Annotated in this window: 16 protein-coding genes; 6 read left to right on the forward strand and 10 right to left on the reverse strand. The window is 43.5% G+C overall.

The features are described 5' to 3' along the window. Positions 1–92 precede the first annotated feature (92 nt). The 5 genes from queC to dsrO form a co-directional block, all read right to left on the reverse strand. Entirely contained in the window at positions 93–776 is a 684-nt protein-coding gene (gene queC / locus OCU28_RS15275) for a 7-cyano-7-deazaguanine synthase QueC (protein WP_261817746.1), read from the reverse strand. 62 nt (positions 777–838) lie between these two features. Further along, positions 839–2,236, reverse strand: coding sequence for a H(+)/Cl(-) exchange transporter ClcA (gene clcA, locus OCU28_RS15280; RefSeq protein ID WP_261817747.1), 1,398 nt, complete (start codon positions 2,234–2,236; stop codon positions 839–841). A gap of 657 nt (positions 2,237–2,893) precedes the next feature. Further along, positions 2,894–5,986 (reverse strand): tetrathionate reductase subunit A, encoded by a 3,093-nt coding sequence (locus tag OCU28_RS15285; protein ID WP_261817748.1) that lies wholly within the window; start codon positions 5,984–5,986, stop codon positions 2,894–2,896. A 9-nt stretch (positions 5,987–5,995) separates the two neighbouring features. Beyond that, the gene (nrfD, locus tag OCU28_RS15290) at positions 5,996–7,090 is read right to left on the reverse strand and encodes an NrfD/PsrC family molybdoenzyme membrane anchor subunit (RefSeq protein ID WP_261817749.1); all 1,095 of its coding nucleotides are present in this window, start codon (positions 7,088–7,090) and stop codon (positions 5,996–5,998) included. Further along, a complete protein-coding gene (gene dsrO / locus OCU28_RS15295; RefSeq protein ID WP_261817750.1) occupies positions 7,087–7,854 on the reverse strand; it encodes a sulfate reduction electron transfer complex DsrMKJOP subunit DsrO in 768 nt (255 codons plus the stop codon). Before dsrO ends, nrfD begins: the two co-directional genes overlap by 4 nt. A gap of 156 nt (positions 7,855–8,010) precedes the next feature. On the opposite strand from dsrO, the gene OCU28_RS15300 reads away from it, so the two are divergent. From OCU28_RS15300 to OCU28_RS15315, 4 genes are all read left to right on the forward strand, one after another. Then, positions 8,011–9,807, forward strand: a complete 1,797-nt coding sequence (locus OCU28_RS15300; RefSeq protein WP_261817751.1) for a sensor histidine kinase — start codon at positions 8,011–8,013, stop codon at positions 9,805–9,807. A gap of 9 nt (positions 9,808–9,816) precedes the next feature. Continuing rightward, positions 9,817–10,440, forward strand: coding sequence for a response regulator transcription factor (locus OCU28_RS15305; RefSeq protein WP_261817752.1), 624 nt, complete (start codon positions 9,817–9,819; stop codon positions 10,438–10,440). A 123-nt stretch (positions 10,441–10,563) separates the two neighbouring features. Continuing rightward, the gene (locus tag OCU28_RS15310; RefSeq protein ID WP_261817753.1) at positions 10,564–11,019 is read left to right on the forward strand and encodes a methylglyoxal synthase; all 456 of its coding nucleotides are present in this window, start codon (positions 10,564–10,566) and stop codon (positions 11,017–11,019) included. 81 nt (positions 11,020–11,100) lie between these two features. Next, the gene (locus OCU28_RS15315; protein WP_261817754.1) at positions 11,101–11,331 is read left to right on the forward strand and encodes a glutaredoxin family protein; all 231 of its coding nucleotides are present in this window, start codon (positions 11,101–11,103) and stop codon (positions 11,329–11,331) included. Positions 11,332–11,422: 91 nt separating this feature from the next. On the opposite strand, the gene OCU28_RS15320 is transcribed toward OCU28_RS15315, so the two are convergent. From OCU28_RS15320 to helD, 4 genes are all read right to left on the reverse strand, one after another. Beyond that, entirely contained in the window at positions 11,423–12,796 is a 1,374-nt protein-coding gene (locus tag OCU28_RS15320) for a phosphopentomutase (protein ID WP_261817755.1), read from the reverse strand. Next, the gene (locus tag OCU28_RS15325) at positions 12,793–13,167 is read right to left on the reverse strand and encodes a hypothetical protein (RefSeq protein WP_261817756.1); all 375 of its coding nucleotides are present in this window, start codon (positions 13,165–13,167) and stop codon (positions 12,793–12,795) included. Before OCU28_RS15325 ends, OCU28_RS15320 begins: the two co-directional genes overlap by 4 nt. Before the next feature lie 92 nt (positions 13,168–13,259). Next, positions 13,260–14,150: a GntR family transcriptional regulator YhfZ gene (gene yhfZ / locus OCU28_RS15330; protein ID WP_315972402.1), complete on the reverse strand. Its 891-nt coding sequence runs from the start codon at positions 14,148–14,150 to the stop codon at positions 13,260–13,262. 341 nt (positions 14,151–14,491) lie between these two features. Next, positions 14,492–16,555, reverse strand: a complete 2,064-nt coding sequence (gene helD, locus OCU28_RS15335; protein ID WP_261817757.1) for a DNA helicase IV — start codon at positions 16,553–16,555, stop codon at positions 14,492–14,494. Between the two features lie 180 nt (positions 16,556–16,735). On the opposite strand from helD, the gene yccS reads away from it, so the two are divergent. Both yccS and OCU28_RS15345 read left to right on the forward strand, forming a co-directional pair. Next, a complete protein-coding gene (gene yccS, locus OCU28_RS15340; RefSeq protein WP_261817758.1) occupies positions 16,736–18,886 on the forward strand; it encodes a YccS family putative transporter in 2,151 nt (716 codons plus the stop codon). 14 nt (positions 18,887–18,900) lie between these two features. After that, on the forward strand, positions 18,901–19,548 hold the full coding sequence (locus tag OCU28_RS15345) for a DUF2057 family protein (protein ID WP_261817759.1): 648 nt from the start codon (positions 18,901–18,903) through the stop codon (positions 19,546–19,548). A 50-nt stretch (positions 19,549–19,598) separates the two neighbouring features. On the opposite strand, the gene OCU28_RS15350 is transcribed toward OCU28_RS15345, so the two are convergent. Continuing rightward, positions 19,599–20,210, reverse strand: coding sequence for a TetR/AcrR family transcriptional regulator (locus OCU28_RS15350; RefSeq protein ID WP_261817760.1), 612 nt, complete (start codon positions 20,208–20,210; stop codon positions 19,599–19,601). Between the last annotated feature and the right edge of the window lie 368 nt (positions 20,211–20,578).

Here is a 20,578-nt window from a genome sequence, read left to right on the forward strand (position 1 = left end):
TACGTATAAATAAAATGCATGTTAGTTCAGAAACAATAAACGCCCTATAAATAAATATAGGGCGTCAATATCAAGTTAATTATGGACGGTATTTACGCTTTGTTAAGGTAATCGTCCATTATCTTAGATTTATTATCTAGATAGTCTTTGAGACCATTGGCGCGAAGCAAACATGCAGGGCAGTCTCCGCAACCCGCACCAACAATGCCGTTATAACAGGTTAAACTTTCATTTTTTACTAGCTCAAGAGACGCATAGTGATCAGCCATTGCCCACGTTTCAGCCTTGTTTAACCACATCAATGGCGTTTTGATCTCTAATTGATAATCCATACCCAGAGCTAAAGCCGAGTTCATCGACTTAACAAACTCATCACGACAATCGGGATAACCAGAAAAGTCTGTTTCGCATACGCCTGTAATCAAGGTCTTAGCCCCAACTTGATATGCGTAGATACCGGCCAAAGTAAGAAACAAGATATTGCGCCCTGGAACAAAAGAATTTGGTAATCCGTTATCCTGCAATTCATGGGACACCGCAATATCATCACGAGTTAGTGAACTGGCAGCCAACTCATTTAGCAGTGTCACATCCATCACTTTATGTGCTTTTACACCCAGTTTTTTAGCAACAGCCTTAGCAACTTCAATCTCTTGGCGATGGCGCTGACCATAATCATAAGTAATCGCATGTACTTCATCGTACTGTTGCAAGGCCTGAACCAGGCATGTAGTCGAATCTTGACCACCGCTGAAAATCACGACAGCTTTATTCATTAGTTAATCCTGTTATCTTTGATGTGGCAAATGTAGCAAAAGTCACCAGCTTATTCGAGAAGCTAATTGTTTCCTGGGAGGTCTTTTTGCTGCAACTTGGCATTTTTTAATGTTCTATGTAGCAGTTGACTATAGATTGGTTGACCACCCAACATTTGGGCTACCATTACAGCCCCTAGGCAAGTAATAATCAAAGGCAATATCAAATAATAGTTATTGGTCATCTCTATAACCAACAGGATACCCGTTATCGGTGCGCGAACGGTAGCTGCGAACAGCGCCCCCATACCAGCAATCGCGAACATACCCGGCTCTAAGCCTGGGATTGGGAAATAGCTTTGGATAATCAAACCAAAGCTATATCCGAATAAGGTGCCTAGCGCCAACATCGGGGCAAAGATACCGCCTGGCGCACCGGAACCAAAACAGATAAGCGTAGTGATAACTCGGCCAATAAACAGTAGAGCCAGCATTGAAATAGAAAAGCTACCATTAGTAATCTCTGGGATAAGCTCAATACCACCACCCGTTAATTCTGGGAGGTAAAGCAACAGCAAGCCAAACGTACCACCAATTACCGAACCGGTAATAAGATAACGTTTGCGGTCATTCTTATGCAGGGCTGCGAACTTATCTTGTGAAAACGTGATCAATCTATTGAAACAAACACCGATACAACCGAACAATCCACCGAGCAATAAAAACAACCATAAAGAGTTGAGTTCAGGCGTGCTGTATTGCGGCATTGTGATTACCGCTTCTTGCCCCATAATAGAGCGAAATACAATATTTGATAAAATAGCCGAGATAATAACAGCGCGGATAGAGATCAAAGAATAACGAAACTGAGGGCGCATCTCTTCAACCACAAACATGATACCGGCAAGGGGTGCATTAAATGCCGCCGCAAGACCACCGGCTGCGCCAGATGCCAACAATGAATGACGAGTATCATCATCTTTAATTCTGAAAATGTCAGTAACCATACGACCAACGGCACCGGCCATCTGTACAGTTGGACCTTCTCGGCCTAATACCATACCAGAGCCCAATGCACCCATACCGCCAATAAATTTCACTGGTATCACGCGCCACCAGCGCACTGGACGGATATTGTCCATTGCACCTTCAATTTCTGGAATACCTGAGCCAGCAGCTTCTTTAGCAAATCTGTTTACTAAGAAGTAACCCACAAAAGCAAGACCGCCACTGATAAGGATAGCCGCTAACCATAACGGCAAGGCGCTACTTAATTCGCTCTTCAACCAATCGGTTCGAGTCTCAGAAACAAAATGAACAGCAACCTGAAAATAGGTGCCAACAAGCCCAGCAATAATACCGACGATTGCAGCTAAAATAAGTACAGGAAAGCGAGTTGTCCCACGAGCGATAAACTGATTAATAGCATCTTTCGGTACACGTGATAACGCAGATTTTATCAATACTTCTCGCTTGGTCATTGTTGAACTCTCTTAGATAAACATCTTATATGAAATAGTAGCGTTGCTGATTGTAACCATCAGATTTTCATTGTCTCTAGCAAGCGAACCGAAACGCTTTTGATGACTTGTTGCTTTATCATCAGTTCCAATCGCTATATTTATAGAATAGTCGCTACATATATGATGCGTGCTTTTATTAGTGCAATCACACTTCTCAACATTCGAGTAGCCACTTCAAATTCTATGAATCATGACAATTTTTAGGTCAACTTAGGGAAAACAGCAAAGTTATCCATGTAATTTAATGAAGTGATGCATTCAAAAAGAACAACCGGATAAAATTTCGCTCAGGTTGATTATACGCTTAGGTTGGTGAAGCGCTCATGACTAATCATGCAAATTAGATTTTCATTAATGACGTTCTAGCAAGTTGATCACCCTTGATCTAAACCAATAAAACACATCAAAAACAAACACTTACAGACATTCTGATTTATTGACTAAAAATCTCACCTCAGATCGAACGTGCATACAAGCACGATCGTAAATTGTTATTCAATTTACAAAAAATTATATCTGTCCTCGACAATCTTCCTACATAGAAAACCTAAGTAATCATAAAAAGGCCACTTAGGGAGAATTTCTCCCTAAGTGGCCTTTTTATTAAGAAACGACTTATGCCTTACGAATTCTCGCAGGTAAAGATTGACGTACTGCCCCACCAACAGCCCAATCTAATACCACGCCTTTTCCTTTACGGGTAGGGTCTATCAAACCAACGTCATTGATGTTCACACCATCCATGCTTCGCATATTGATCGGCTGTTGCTTATCACCTATCCAGTGTGAACGCTGGCCTAACTCAGTGTGTCCAAAACCATGCTCAAATCCAAGGGTACCTCTTTTGATACCATCGACTAACATTGCCACAGCAGTCACGCTAGCGGTTGGCGTTTCAACCACAAAGCGATCCCCAGTTTCGATTCCCTGAGCCTGCGCATCTTGCGGGTGAATATATACTGGATTCTCACCTTTGATGGAGTTCATTCTTGGTGATAAATTTGAGATGGAACTATGAATATTGGATTTGAAATTGGTTAGACTAAATGGCCAATTTTGGGAATCAAATTTCTCCTCTAAAGGTGTGCCATCCGCTAGGCGCTGTGGATACCAGGTTGGACAGCCACTATATAGCTCACCTGTCATCGTATTTCGTGACGTACCCATTTTCTCGTTCCAGATAGCGACTGGGCGAGTCCATTTGTGATTAAGCTGATCTTTTTTATAGGCTTGTGTCGCATTCTCAAAACGACCGCCTCTAGATAACACAAACGCAACTCGTGATAGCTCTTCTGGTGACAATGCTTTCTTCATAGCTGGTAGTAGACGCTCTAAACCAGACCAAGCAATATCCTCCGCGCTAACATCCGGTACTCCGCCTTTAGCAAACGCAAGATTTGCGGCAGAACGAAGATAGAAGTCTTCCGCACTGTTCAGGTCATGCCATTGGCCTTTACTGTCTTGGATCGCCTCTTTACCAAAGCCACCAAGATCCATCTTCTTAGCCACATCAATCAGGAAGTTCTCTAAACAGATCGACCTGCCATCTGCAGTTTTGGCCGTTTTAGGTTCAACAATAGGCCAACGCGCCGTAATAGTCTTAGTCGGCACATCATGCCATGGCGACGTGGTGCCCCAACTTTCATAGGTCACTGTATCTGGAACAATATAATCAGATAGGGTTGTGGTTTCATTAATAAAGGCATCAACAGATACAATCAAACCCAACTGCTTAGGATCTTTTAACTTATCTTCAAGCAATGCCTTAAGTCCTGGAACCCCATACATTGGGTTTGCCATATGATTAATCCATGCCTTAACACGATACGGATAACCATCAATTGCAGCAGAAAGGTGCTCGGTCAGTAAAGGCGCAGATATAGGATACCAAGGTGCGCGAGTCGGATATGGGGATTCACCTGCGGCAACACGGCGCTTATATTCACTTGATTTTTGATATGGGAATTTGTTTCGAGATAAAAACACACCTTTTGGTGCAACTTTACCTTTGAATTTAGTGAAATCGTAACGAGGTCCAGCACCAGATGTTGGATAACCACCTGGCTTTGCCATCACGCCACCTTTCATATTTATATTACCGATCATCGCATTAAGCATCACGATTGCATAAGTCGTATAGAAACCATTGGTATGCATAGTGCCACCGTGGGTATCAATCGACGCCCGAGTGCCGTGGCTTGTAAAGCGTGTCGCAAGCTCAATAATTTTCTCAACCGAGATATCGCATTGCGCGCTATAGAAATCTAAATCAAACCGAAACGCCTCTTCTTTTAGGCGCTGCATTGAACTCTTAACCACAACCTGTTGTGAACCAAGCGTAATTGAACGCTCCACAAACAGCTGCGCTTCATCATTTTGAGTATGCAGAGAAAATGCATCCGTGTTCGCATTTACAACCACATAAGGGTCAGAGTCAGTATGCGGCTGTCCTACAAACGGCATTTCCATATCTGACGCTCTTAAAAAGCTACCATTTCTTGGATGTGATTCGTCGCTGATCACAAGATGCGTAGCATTACACCAATGCGCTGTGCCTGCTTGTTGCATCGCGTTGACACCTGGTTGAGCCAGGAAGGTTTTATTATACCGCTTCGATTGGATAATCCACTGAATCATCGCCAGTGCTAACGCAGAATCACTGCCAGGCTTAATTGGTAACCAGTGATTGTTATCGCCCGCAGCTAAGCTAGAAGAACCAGCAGGCAAGCTAGGTGTGATTATCGTATATTCTAATCCACCCTCAGTACGGGCCTTAGCCAGTTGGCGAGCCTGACGCTTGAATGGATTACCCGCTTGCGCTGGTGACATACCAATAAAGATGGCGTACTCAGTATTAGACAGATCTGGCTTCAAGTGAGCGAATTTGCTCAGATCATTCATAAATGCACCGCTACCAGCACGGAAAGAATAGCCACAATAAGAACCATGGTGTCCAAAATTGCGCGTACCATAGCTATTAAAGGCAAAGCGTTTAAACAGGTCATCTCGCCCTTCACTACCGGCGTTGGTCATCAATAACTGGTTTGATTTTGGGCCAAATTCTGGGTTTTGCGGGTCTAATGGCGTGTTAATATCTCTGATGTCACGTAGCCCTTCAACATGCCCTTCACCAAATAGGTCGCCACCTTCAACTACTTCTTCTAATAGTTGTTCATAGCTAATTGGCTGCCACTTTCCTTCTCCACGTTTACCCGCTCTTTTTAACGGCTGAGTGATACGATATGGGCTATTTCTTATCTCTAACATCGCATTACCACGCGCACACGCCGTTGAACGCCCTTCAAGACCTGACTCACCCGCCAGTCCTAAGTAGGCATCTTTAACCGGGGTCTCAAATGGGATCTGCTCAATATGTGATAAAGGGTGGTATGGATTACCACTGATACGCAGAATCTCATCACTGCGGTTGTCAATGCGAACCCTTAAACCACATAAAGTCCAACAGCCAAAACACATTGATGGTGCTACGCGCTGATTAGGATTTGGTATCAAATTACCATTACTATTTACTTTGTATTCTGTTTCTAGAGAATTACCATGATGAATGTGCTTGGTCTTTTCTCCAGATGTTCCTTCAGTAACACCTTTAACCATATGCTTGGCTGTATTAGCATAACCTACCGCAAAAGCTCCAACGCCTCCAACAGCAAGACCCGATTTCAAAAGCTGACGTCGTTTATTATCCATGACCAAGTCCTATTTATGGTTAATTTTAATGTGAGAAGAAGCCGTTTGAACCAGCGCAGTACTCGCGATCGCAAGCGCTATCCACAGGCCTAGCATGCCGATAATGCCCAGTAGTCCATTGCTACCCAAAGACAGGCTGTATGGATAAGGCCCAACATCATACTTAGGTATCGTTTGCACCTCGATTAAGGTTACCCAACGCGTAATCCAGCAAGCTAGCAGTGCCAATAGCGCCAAACATATCACTTTGCTATTGGTAATTTCTCCACGCAATAAGGCGATTGATGCCAGTGACATACTAAACAGAGTTAGTCCCCACAAGATGATCCAACCAAGCCATGTTGGGTCTTCAAATAGCGCTAAATTCCCGTTATTTAGTGCCCAAATAAAGGTCAATACCCCCGCCAATAGACCGCTAGATATCGAGGTGTGCTTTAGCAATCTCACGTCAGTCATAGTCATTGTGTTCTCCTGTTGTGAGCGAGGAATCAATAACCACATGACTAACGTAAACCCAATTGCGCCCAAAAAGGCAGTAATAAACCACAACATTGGTGAAGCCAACTGATGCCACAAAGGCTGCGCCGCAACCACTGAAATCTCAGCACCGGTGTAAAGGGCAATAGATAACCCGGCAATACAACTAAAAATCGAAGCCGTTAAAAGTTGGGTGTGAGTCGTTGCCCATTGGCCAAACGTTAATCTAGAAAGCAACCTTAGTGCTTTACTATTATGCTGTTTGAATTGCATCAAATCATGGCGTAGATAGAGCCAAGCTGTAATCACTGCAAGCGCCGAAAAACATGGCAAAAATAGTGATCCTAGGGACATCCATGACCAAGTTGTTAAATGGGTATAGAAATGCCAAGCACGGCCTGGTTGATGTAAGTCAGCGGTCAGTGCTAGAGGGCCGACAATCGCACTGATGGCCATAGTCAACACCAATGCTGCGCGCAATCGATGACTGGTATGCTTGTTAAACAACAGCGCAATTAAAAACAAGATAGCTGCGGCATACGCTGAGCCAATATAAAGAAAATATTGAGCAGCCCACGGCAGCCAAGCGATAGCCTGTGCTGGTACTAGAACTTCGGTGATGTTCATGCTTTCTCACCTTGCGGAGCGTAGATTGCCGCCTGCCCATCGATATGGCTGGTAAAGCGTTCAGCCATACCAATATAAAATACATGCGGGATAGTTTTTGCCTCTGGCTTTAGCACCTTGATATCGTGTTGATGCTCTGCCATCAGCTGACTTATGTGACTATTAGGGTCATTAATATCACCAATAATGCGCGCCCCACCAGTACAGGTTTCGACACAAGCAGGAAGCAAACCATCTTCTAATCTATGGGCGCAAAACGTGCATTTATCTGCGGTAAGGGTTTCTTCATTTATAAAGCGAGCATCATACGGACACGCTTGCACACAATAGGCGCACGCTACACAACGCTTGTTATCAACCATCACTATCCCATCATCACGCTGAAAGGTCGCTTGTACAGGACAGACTTTTACACAAGGCGGGTTATCACAATGATTACATAAGCGCGGCAACATAAACGATTTAACTTCTTGATGTTGGGTTGAGCCATCATCTAAAGTCACTTCATATTGTTTGACGGTAGTACGGAATTGACCGATAGGAGTCTGGTTTTCAATACTGCATCCAACAGTGCAGGCTTGGCACCCAATACATTTACGTAGGTCGATAAGCATCGCATAACGCTTACCCGTTTGGCCTTTACGATCGGGTTGATTGTTATTGCGTACAATCGGGTTAGCCATTGCAGTGCTCATTCCTGCGACAGGAATAATAGCCGCTCCGGCCACAACCGCATTCAAGAAACGCCGTTTGGTAGTATCCATTCTTTACCTACTTCAATTATTGGAATAGGTTATTATTATGGGATTTGCCCTCTCTATCAGATATAGTGGTTTTCCACATACTCAGTGCAATATTGATCTGAAACAATACTGACCTCAGGCTCTTGCCAAGAGGTTTTGCGCCAAAGAAGCCCTTAAATGAACAGTAAACTCACTCATATTTGCATCAAGACTTTTCTTTTAGTCACCACCATACTCGCTTGCTCTATAGCAAGGGCTGACAAGCCCGATGTTGATATTGGCGTACTCACTATCCGTGGCAACCTGCACGCAGAGCACCGCTGGCAACCTACCGTTGACTACTTAAATAACAAGATACCTGAGGTTAACTTTGTTCTTCATCCGTTGGATCAGTACCAATTGACCAAAGCGGTAAAAGAGAAAACAATGGATTTTGTGTTAACTAACCCCGGGCAAGCAGTCCGATTAGGACGACAATATGCGTTGTCATGGATAGCGACATTGACCACTCGTCTGCCTAATAAAACCAACTACGGTATCGGTTCTGCGCTAGTGGTGAGAGCCAATTCCCCTTATAAAACCCTTGCCGATATTGCAGGCAAACCTATAGGCGCCGTATCAGAGCAAGCGTTTGGTGGCTATCTGACATTGAAGTATCAGCTATTGCAACAACACATCAATCTCGATTACTTTTTTAGCGATGTTCAATTTATAGGCTTTCCAGTTGATACCAGCTTGTACCAGCTACGAGACGGTATAATTCAAGCCTCAGTCGTTCCGGTCTGCTTACTGGAAAACATGCATAAAGAAGGCCTACTTAATATTGATGATTTTAGGGTTATCAATAAAAAACCGAATGCGCTGTTCCACTGCCAAGTCTCCACAGAGTTATATCCCAATTGGTCGCTAGCAAAAACAGAGAAAGGCTCGGTAAGCCTCGCCAAAGCTATCTCAACTGCAATGCTGGCGATGCCCCCTGATTCTCCAGCAGCGATTGCAGCCAGCGCGTCGGGGTGGACCTCGCCCATCAGTCAGTTATCTGTAGATAAGCTCTATCAAGGGTTATCTATCCACCCTTTACAAGAACCACTATGGAAAGAAACATTGCGTTGGTTAACCTTGAATCAACTCTGGGCTTGGTCAATATTTCTATTTATCGTGATACTAAATATCTATCATTTCTATCTGGAATATCGATTTAGCAAAAGCAAGGCGGCCCTTGAACAAACCGCAAATCGCCTCAAAGAGAAGAGCGAAATGTTAGAGCACTCCCAACGAATGACTATGGTTCAAGAACTTGGAAGTAGCCTAGCACACGAAATAAACCAGCCACTGGCCGCAATCCGAAACTACAGTGAGGGCGGGTTGATAAGGCTTACTAAAAATAAACCTACTGCAGAAATCATACCTGTATTTGAAAAGATTCAAGCTCAGGTCGAGCGGGCTGACAGCATCATAAATCGTTTGCGCCGCCTAATTAAAAATAGAGATGTTGAGAAAGAAAACTGCGATATTTCGGCCATAATTCAAGAGACTATTGAGTTATTGAACTACCGCTTACAGCGCTCAAATGTCAATCTGACCTTCAGCCAAGCTGGTACCAATACCCCGCTAGTGGGCGACCCTATAGGCCTACAACAAGTGCTGGTTAACGTTATTAATAATGCAATCGACAGCTGCCTTGAATACCAAGTTCAGCCTAGCGCTGAATACCAAGCTTTGATTTCAATCCAACTCAACTATTTGAACGACCGCGTCCAAATCTATGTGCTCGATAATGGGTGCGGTACTGACCTTAAAGATCCCGTGCAAGCATTTGTCAGTACCAAAAAAAATGGACTGGGACTGGGTCTTGCCATCTGCCGTGATGTGATTGAATTCCATCACGGTGAATTGAGCATTAATAACCACCCGCCGCACGGGTGTATAATCCTCATTTCTCTGCCACATACTACTTTGACAAAAACTCAATAGGGACATCACATGTTAAACATCGCACAGACACTCCCGGTGTATGTTGTAGACGATGATGAATCGGTTCGTGATTCACTGCTATTTATGTTGGAAGGGCATGATTTTGACGTTAAGAGCTACGCTGATGGGCAGCAGTTTTTGGATTCAGTTGATATCCAAAGGGCTGGCTGCGTTATTCTCGATAGCCGAATGCCTAAATTACGAGGTCAACAAGTACACCAGGTCCTCAAACAGGCCAATAGTCCACTGGCAGTGATCTTCCTAACCGGTCACGGTGATGTGCCAATGGCGGTTGATTCACTAAAAGCGGGAGCCGTACATTTTTTCCAAAAACCGGTCAATGGTGCCGCTCTAATTGAAGCAATCAATGATTGTATTAGGGTATCTCAAGACAACCTTGATGCCCTTATGATCAAAGCGATATTTGATACCCTAACAGCCCGTGAAAGAGATATTCTGCAGCTCATTGTTGAGGGCAAACGCAATCTAAAAATTGCAGATGAACTCTGCATTGCAACGCGCACCGTTGAGGTACACCGAGCCAGCTTAATGAAAAAGCTCAACGCCAAAACCGTCGCAGAATTGACATACGCGTATGGACGTTACGTCGCGCACTCCCCCAACAATACATAGCAAAATGTGATAAACCGTATTTTAGCGAAATTATTCTGTTAAAGTCGCATTATTGGTTGTTGATCTAAGTAATACTGATAGTAATATCGACACTAAATATCCATGTGATCAAGGACCCTATCGATGGACAAAACAACACGTACCCTAAAACAAAGTAAACACATCGCACTTGTCGCTCACGACAACTACAAAACCGAGTTGGTGCGATGGACCAACGAAAATAAACAGACCCTTCAGCAACATAAACTTTATGCTACCGGAACCACCGGCCACTTGCTTCAAAAACAAACCGGGCTTGATGTATCACCTTTGATTAGTGGTCCAATGGGTGGAGACCAACAACTTGGTGCGCTTATTGCCGAAGGAAAAATCGATGTACTGGTGTTCTTTTGGGATCCTCTAAATGCCGTACCTCATGACCCTGACGTAAAAGCACTACTGCGCATTGCCAGCGTGTGGAACATCCCAGTTGCGGCCAACCGTGCTACAGCAAACTTTCTGTTCAACTCGTCATTGATTAATGAAGAAGTAAAAATCGAAATTCCGGATTATGAGGCATACCTAAAAGAGCGCATCTAAGCCTCTATATCATTTGCCTATCTGTTATAATCGAGAAAAAACAGAGCCACCTCCGTGTGGCTCTACTTTTAGGAAAAGAAGATGAAAAGACTCGTACTATACGTCAAAGACAAATGCCCACACTGTAAAGACGCCCAGCGTTACCTTGACTCGAAAGGTTACAAATACAGATTAACCAACGCCAAAATGCAGCGAGGAAGAAAAGAACTGGACGCTATTGGGGCTCGTTCACTGCCTGTATTAAAGGTTGGTGACCAAATAATGATAGGTTGGAACCCGAAAAACTTTGAAAGAATGTATCAAGATAAATAACCCTAAATACATTTCTAATCTCTATTTAACTACTATTTGTACAAGCTAGCACCAAACTGATCTACGCCTGATTTTCTACCTCTGTGTTGTGTTACTGGCTTAAAAGCTGCGGCAAAAATGATGTGCCGGATCTTGGCATTTGAGCATCAAAGAAATGACATGCCGTGGCACCTATATCCGCCAAGGTGCCTCGCTCACCAAGGTCAATGCCATTCGCTTGTGAGTAGTGAACTAATAGTGGTACCTTTTCACGAGTGTGATTCGCATGTCCAATAAAAGGGTCATTACCATGATCCGCAGTCACCACTAAAATATCTTGTGGATTCATGCGCTCCATAATCCGCTCAATACCACTATCGGCACACTCTAGCACCTCCCAATACAACTCGGGGTCCTGGCGATGCCCAGAAATGTCTGTCTCTTGCACGTTGATACAGAAAAAGCCGTGTTGATTACTTTGGATCTGTTCAAGGCTAATATCTAAGATAGTTTGCGTATCCACCAGCTTTTCAAAGCTGTTACCAGTAGCGTTATGTACAATATCTGCAACCTTACCTATCAAGGTCGTCGATATACCCACTTCACTCAACATTTGAGGTGTTTGCTGACTATGGTCAACACCAAAACCTAAATGAGCTACCTGAAACCCATGCTGTTTAAGCAAAGGTACAAACTCTTCAATTAGGTAGCTAAAACCTAAGCCACCATTTGCTTTTAGATGTGAGCGCCGCGTCACATCCATCGACAGCATTATCTGGTCTTCATATCCCCTATCGCACAAATATTTGAGCGAGAGTGCACGCTTACTATCTGGGTAGTAACTGTTTTTGCCAACGGTATCGAATTGCACGTAACAGCCTTGGTCAAGCATCCATAGGATATGATCTATATTGTCTCTTAAGTCACAATGCCCCACCGTCACCTTGCTCATATCTACGCCTTGTAACTGCAAAAGCTGTAACTGCTCTTTACCCATTGAGCTCATTGATTGGTGTGTTGAAATTGGGTGCCCCGTTTCAAGATGGGCAATGGCCGCCGCAACAAATACCTGTTGCTCTGTTTGGCTAAAGAAGTTTTCACTACTGCCTATTTCCCCAATTAGGCTGGCCTTTAAACTGGAACCTTCAATACCCAGCTCAATCTCGTCAATCATCACCTTGGCTATCTGTTGCGCGCTCATTTGATATAACTGGTTTGGAAAAAATCCTTCTATGTAAAACCCAGTCGACATTAAAACGTTGATCCCGGTATCTGAGATTAAACTTTCAATAAATTGAGGATTTCTCCCCATAAAAGAATTAGTCACCTCTACGATATTACGTACCCCATGCGTTTGAACCGCACGCATCTCTTCACACAGCAAGTCGTATTGATCTAATCGGCAATCGATATCATTCTTTTGTTGTGATAAGTCAATATGCAAGTGCTCATGGCAATAGGTATAACCCGTAGAGTCAATTATCATGCGTAGTGCTCCTCTCCAGAGGCTTGAATCAAGGAGAATATATTTGCCAACATGAAGCTTTCTTCGGTCTGCGGTACTTCAATAAGCCCCATTCCAGCTAAAGTCTTATGATGCAAAGCAAGGGTTTGGGGGTATTGATAATCCACTACGATTTCATCAATAATGTCTTTGTCTAAACCCTCATCTACCGCTTGCCCACTCCACACCCTATCGGCTGCACGCGCAAAGTGAGTGATTGCCATCTGATATTGTTCATTATCCCTAGCAATACTGAGTGCCTCATCAATAATCGCTATCACTTTAAGGCTACCTTGGTAGGCGCGTTGGGTAATGACCCCTGCGGTTAGCAGTATTTCCAATCGTTGTTCCATCTCTCTACCTTAACTTTAGTTATATGGTCTATGACCTTTTGTGGTTAAGCTTTATTGGTAATAAATCCTGTTAAACATATTTGATGCCTAGTCTAATAACTGGGCACCACATCGCCCCTTACTACAGCCAATTGGTGGTTAAGTAGTGATGTTCTATTTAGCAACTTTCTCAATAACGTTTTAATATGGGCTGCATCCCCGTTTACTAAAATAACCGCTTCAGAGGCATCTCGACATGCAGGTAAATCAGAAAGCGAACACTCGGCTAATCCATACTTGTCCATATCAATGGCTTCTGGTAGCCATACCACTGCATCAATATCACCATTCATTAAGTGGGTTAAACTATCGCCGTAATGGATCTCGACAATGTTGACGTTTTTGTGCTTAAAAAATTGGTCAGTGAGTATTTTTTGATCCGGTGAATCAAGGTCAACACCAACAGATTTAATATCGTTAAACCCACCGACTCTATAGATCAAACGATGCTCATGTGAGTACGAACCCGGACCAAGTTCAAGGGCTGTCACCAAGCCTTTGGCCAGCTCTTTTGCCGCTAACTTAGACATGATGGCTAAATCATAGGTGCCGTTGGTCAAACATTCAGCTCGCACACTTGCGCCTCTCATATGCGCAAAATAGATTGGAAGTGGACCAAACTGTGTCTTTAAGGCGCTAGCTAAGCCTTCATAGTGGCGGGTATAGGGAAGCGGCATAGCGCATACCAGGTTATTTATACCCGCACATTTAACTAACTCATTGTACTCAAGCTGGCTAATGAACGTGCCGTTTCGACCTTGACGAGATAAAGTCACCGCACCTCTATGCTCTATCGTGGTTAGAGCTTTTTGTACGAACCCAACTGAAACTGCCAACTCTTCTGACAAAGAATCGATAGTCCTCAGGCGATCGCCTTCCACCGTTGTAAGTAGATATTGCGCAATACTCATGATTGCGGAGCCTTCTTTACTAATATATTCCACGACAACTCTTATCTTCAAAATTCTGAAGATATAATATCATTAAAATATTCTAAGGAAAGTCATAACCACAAAAAGTGTGAGCTTGTTGTAAATTAAAGGGCTCATCTATAGGCAAAGTTTGCGCTTGGTCACCCTCGCTTTATAGATAATCTACATACAAAAAAAGAGCACGTAGCGGAGGATTTTATCAGTCAGTTTAGGGGAAGAACCATACCGCATGCGTTGGGTTGCATAACGTGGGGAGTATCTGAATTAGGCTATGCCTATACCACTTACATTATGATATAGGCATAGCTTTTCAAGAAACAGGTATCGCGCTTTACCTGCTAAATTTTAACGCGTTACTTTTTCTTGATGGCGTAGTCGCCCTCAAGCAATTCAGTGGCAAATGTTGATGGGTGATGGTCATAACTAATGATCACTTCTTGTTTAGCGCGCGTCATTGCCACATAAAAAAGTCGACGCTCTTCTGCAAACGGGAACTCTTCATTGCTTGATTTCAAGGCCGCATCTAAGTGAGGGGCGCGCTCTTTCATTGGAAATAGGTTTTCATCTACACCAACTATTAATACTACATCTGCTTCCTTACCTTTACTTGCGTGGCAGGTCATAAAGGTAAATTGAAGATTGCTATATTGCTCTTGCCACTCATCTAATAACTCTGGCTGCTGCTTATGAGTTCGCCCAAGGACCAATACACTCAGTGGCTTGGCTGAATTATTTACCCTAGCCAAACACTTCTCTAAGCGTCTTTGAGCAATAACTGTCACCGCCTTTTGTTTCTGCTCATGCTGCGCATGTAGCTCTTTGGCTAACTGCGCTGGATTCTGAGTAATAAACTCACCGGCAACATCGGCAATCTGAGAGTTAAAACGATAGGTGGTATCCAACACATGGGTGGTGGAAAACGGGAAACGACTACCAAACTCAGTGGTCAAGTTTACATCTGAGCCTGCAAACTGGTAGATAGACTGCCAATCATCACCCACGGCAAACAGTGAACGCCTGCCTTTATCGCTTGATTGATTAACCAAGGCTTCCAAGAGCGTTAGTCTTGCTGGAGAAATGTCTTGATACTCATCAACCATCAAGTAGCGCCACCGTGATTTAAATTTGTTTTTAACGACATACTGGGTCGCTTTTTCAATCATCAGATGGAAATCCAACTGGTTCTGATCTTTCAGGTACTCCTTCCACGCTAGGTAGCACGGCCACGCCAGTTGTAGCTCACTATTAAGTCGAGAATATTCAGGGTGATTTATCATCTGCTGTTGAATGGCTTTCTTAGACGTATTCATCACCATCAATTGCTCAATTTGATGATTCAACCATGCCAGAAGCTTAGGGTTTTCTGACTGATTTAACAGCTCTTCATCACCATGTAGGTAAGCAATCGGCCACATGGATAAATGCTTCTGCCAACGCTTAAAGTTGGTTGCATTAACCCAGTGCTCTTTTAGCCATACCGAGCACCATTGCTGTTTTTGCTTGTGTTCAGTTGCCAGAGAGCTAATCGTCGGTGCTTGCCCTTCAACCTCGGTAATAATCTGCATCGCCATTTTGTGGAAGGTACTCACATTTACCTTCTGCGCAGTAATGCCTATTTTGTTGGTTAAACGATCAGAGATCTCTTGCGCTGCTTCACGACCAAACGCAAGCAGCGCCATTTCATCCGCTTGTCCTTGGTGACTTTGCAATAAATAGGCTACACGAGCCATCAACACACTGGTTTTACCGGTACCCGCGCCAGCTAGTACCAAGTTCTGATCATTGTTAAGCAGTACCGCTTTTTGCTGAGACGTATTTAATGGCGAGCTCTCTATCTGTGCAAATAGCACCTGCCAGTTTTGCATCTCATTTTGTAGCCAAATATCATTGCGCTCTTCAAGCAGGCTTGGGTTATCTTCTAACCAGTGCTGAATATCAACCATAGCTTCCGGCATTCTTTGCTTGGCGTCAGCCTCTGAGATCTCCATTTCTTCTAGATCAGCACGCACCATCTGCTGCCAACTCAATAGGTCAGAATAGGCTAAATAACAAGGTTGGCGGCGCAGTAGATCTAGCTTCTGCTGCCACTTAGGTATATACAAATTGAGCTGACGACACTGTAACCTATGCCATTTTTCATAATATTGGACTGCTGTACGAGCAAATAAGCGCGCAGACTTCCACGGCAAACCTTGGATTTGCCATGCTGATACAATCTGATCCTGCTCATAGCCATAGAAGGTAACACTACCCCATATTAGCCCGCGCTTTACAGATACCTTACCAGTCCATTCCGAGAACGGAATATGCGTCTTGCTCTCTTGGGCAGATAAGGTTAATTGATCACGCTCTAATAGAGCGTCGAAGTATTCGTTTTGAAGAAAAAACTTGGCAGCGGTTGTAGCTTGCAACTGCATAGGAAGTAACTCGTCCTTAAATTAATATCTCGTAAACCGAAGGTTTACCCAATAAGGTTCTCAGTTTACTACGATTAGCTCCGATTACCCATAATTGAATTTTTTATTCACTTACACTCGACAGAGGTGTAAAAGTTCACCACAATGTGCGTAACCGATTAATAAACCGTAATATTTCCATTGTCCATAGCTGCAAATTTTCGCCAATATCGAACCAATAAAACCATAAATTATAGTGCTCAAATTTTGATTACTATGCTTGGTGTTGTACTGCCTTGTTGGTATTTCGGTCAATATTCAGTTATCACCCCGCTGGTATTAGGGGTTATCGCCGCCGCACTTGCCGAAACGGATGACAATTTTTGGGGCCGACTAAAAGCCTTGCTGCTCACCTTTGGCTGTTTTGCATTGGCTAGCTTTTCAATAGAAATATTATTTCTTTATCCAATACTGTTTGCATTAGGGCTATTTGTATCGACATTTGGCTTTATCATGCTAGGCGCAATTGGAGCAAGATATGCGAGCATTGCGTTTGGCTCACTTCTGATAGCCATCTATACCATGTTGGGTGCCGACTTAAGCCCTAATATTTGGTATCAACCCGCCTTACTACTGACTGGTGCGGCATGGTATTACCTGTTATCCCTCATATGGCAGAGCTTTGTACCATTGCAAGCGATGCAAAATAGTCTTGCTGACACATTTGCTACCTTAGCCATCTATATTGATAGTAAGAGTCAGTTATTTCACCCAGTACAACGCCTCAACCCACAACCACTGAGAATTGAAGCGGCCAAACTCAACGCAAATACCGTTGCCGCATTGGAGCGGTGCCGTCAAACCCTATTAAAACGCTCCAATCGAGGTCACCTTGAGGGGACTTATGGACGCTATTTACACATCTATTTTGTGGTACAAGACATACACGAACGCTTAAGTTCAAGCCACTATCGCTACCAAGAGCTTTCCGACCACTTTGAGCGCTCAGATGTATTATTCCGATTCAAGTATCTACTACAAAATTATGCCAATGAATTCCGTAGTATCAGTCAAGCGCTACAACTGGGGGTGGAATATAGCAGAAACCCTGATACCAGCATCGCGCTAGATGAGCTTTATGTGTCCATTGAAGCCTTGCAAAAACAGAAAAATCCAGTGTGGAAGGAGTCGTTAAATCAGCTGCTATTTCTATTCAATAACCTACGTACTGTCGATAAACTATTGAACAACATAGACAAGCCCGAATCCATGCCTGCTGAGAGTTATCTTGACGATCGCTCAGCTCATACCATCAAGCAGATGTGGCACAACATTCATTCGTCGCTACGCGTCAAATCGCAACTGTTTCGCCATGCTGTGCGCATGTCCGTAGCTCTGACTGCAGGCTACGGGGTTATTCATATATTCGATATTGAACATGGATACTGGATACTATTAACTACCCTCTTTGTCTGTCAGCCCAACTTTAGCGCTACTAAGCAAAAGCTATTACATCGAATCGGTGGCACCTTTTTGGGGCTGATTGTCGGGGTGCTATTGCTTGGTTTGATCCCAGAAGTGGAGGGACAATTGTTTGCCATTGTGGTGAGTAGCGTTCTGTTTTTCGCATTTCGAATCCAAAACTACGCCTATGCCACCACTTTTATTACCATTTTGGTTCTATTTTTATTTTCCCAACTTGGCATTGGCTACGCGGTAATACTCCCAAGGTTATTCGACACCCTAGTGGGAAGTTGCCTTGCTGTGGCGGCGGTTTATTTTATTCTTCCCGACTGGCAGGCAAAGAAAATCCCACAATTTATGGCCGAGGCAATCCAAGCCAATAAAGAATATTTAGGTCAAATTATTGTGCAGTACCGACTCGGTAAAAATGATGATCTGGCGTATCGCATTGCGCGCCGCTCCGCACACAATAGTGATGCTCAGCTCAGTGTTGCGGTTAGTAGTATGCTAGCAGAACCCGATAAACACCAAGGCTCTAGTGACCTTAGTTTTCGCGTCATAACCCTCAATCATGCACTACTTAGTTATATTTCTGCGCTCGGGGCACACCGCACAAAATTGAACGATATAACAACACATAAACTGGTTATTGATGCATATCAGTCGATTCATGTTAAGCTCGAAGCTATTGAGCAAGTACTGCACAATGAAACCAATACCGAAACTGAGTTTGAAGAGAACCAAATCAGGCAACGGCTATCGCAATGGCGAGAAGATGATGGGTATTCCGCGCAGATGATCCTGCAACAGTTGGAGCTAATCCACCGCATGCTACCGGAACTCAAAGTGCTCGCTAAAGAACTATCGACGATACAAATAAAAACATAAGAGTAGAGAAAATTATGTACAAAAAAGTTTTGCTAACCGGACTAGCCCTAACTTTAGCTGCACCTAGCTTTGCAGACGTGACATTAGACTTTTCCGATCATGTAGACCTGCTGCTAGTTAATGGTGAAAAGCCAAACATTGAAGGCGGTTTCTTTTCTTCAGATAAAAAAGTAACCCTGCCCGATGGTGAAAATCAGATCGTCTTTCGCTATATCCCAACCTTTAAAAATGGCAAAGACCGCGAGCAATATACCTCAAATGTAGTTATCTCTAAGTTCACCGCCACAGATGCTGAGCTTCAATTTGAGTTCCCGAAATATAGAAACGTAAAAGATGCTGAACGCTTTGATAAAAGCCCAGATTGGAAGCTGATTGACTCTAATAAAACCAGCATCAACTTTGTTCAAGATACCCTTGTTCATCATGGTATGCAGATTGGGCGAGATTTCGAAGCTGAGGCTGTGCGGTATAACGCAACCCAAGGCATTGCCGCAGTAAGTACTGGTGTTGTATTAGCCGCGCCTGAGCAAGCAAGTACCACAGCACCAGCGGTAAAAAATGCCGATGCATCTACCGCTGAAGAGATGCTTCATTTCTGGTATAGCAAGGCAGACCCTAAGACCCAACAGCGCTTCAAAGACTATATCAATAAACAAAAATAGCCGATTGCTTTAACCTAAAAATAGCGATTTCATTAATGAAATCGCTTTTTTTATTCTTTAAATACCGATAGCGCGAGCTTAAGAATCGCGGTGACTTGCTGGCTACTTTCTCCTCGAAAAAGCTGACATTTTGCATAACGTATTTGGGTGTGAATATACTTTGCCACGAAAGCCGACGACATCTCCGTAGTAAGCTCTCCATTCGCCTTAGATTTCACTATCCAAGCTTCAAGTGCCGATATTATGTTTTGGTGAGTACGATTGATTTGAGCTAGGGTTAACTCGCCCAAAACTCGACGAGAATCAAGCATATTGGAAAATAGACACCCTTTAGGGTCCTGCTGGGTATCGGTTTGCGAGATGACATCCAACACTAGGTTATCCAGCTCTTGGCTAAAAGAGGTCTCGCGTTGTGATATTCCAAAGATCTTAGCCAAAACTCTCTGCTCATAGACAACCAATGCTTCACTCATTAACCCATCTTCGTTTCCGAATTCACGATATAAAGCCGGTTTTGATACTTTTGCCGTTTTACACAACTCATTAATAGAAAAACCTTCGATACCTTTTTGGCGATAATTTTGGATTACCACATCTAAAACGTATTCTCGGTTCAGTAACTTAGGCCGACCACGACCTACTTTCTCTACACTCTCGGACATATTCGTACCTCCCGGTACGTTATTGATTGACAGTAGCTCTCTACAGGAATATCGTACCACCCGGTATTTAAATGAGCAATAAATTACAAGCCTTGTCGTATACCACGTAGCACCGCTTTGATGTTCTATATTGCATATCAATATCAGTAAAATCGGGAAAATAGAGCTACGCTTTGTATATTCACAATTTTTTCATCTTCCTTGAGCCACTTTATAGTGGATTAATACCCTAATGTAGGAACTCAACTGGAAGTAAATTAGTGGATACATTTAGCCACCAATTTGTGAAATTAAGTGTGCACTTTTTAGCATATGCACTACAGGTTGATATGCTTATAGTTACGCTCGGGTAATCGTTACGCGTGGAT

It is taken from the genome of Vibrio gallicus (assembly GCF_024346875.1).
Lineage (GTDB): Bacteria > Pseudomonadota > Gammaproteobacteria > Enterobacterales > Vibrionaceae > Vibrio > Vibrio gallicus.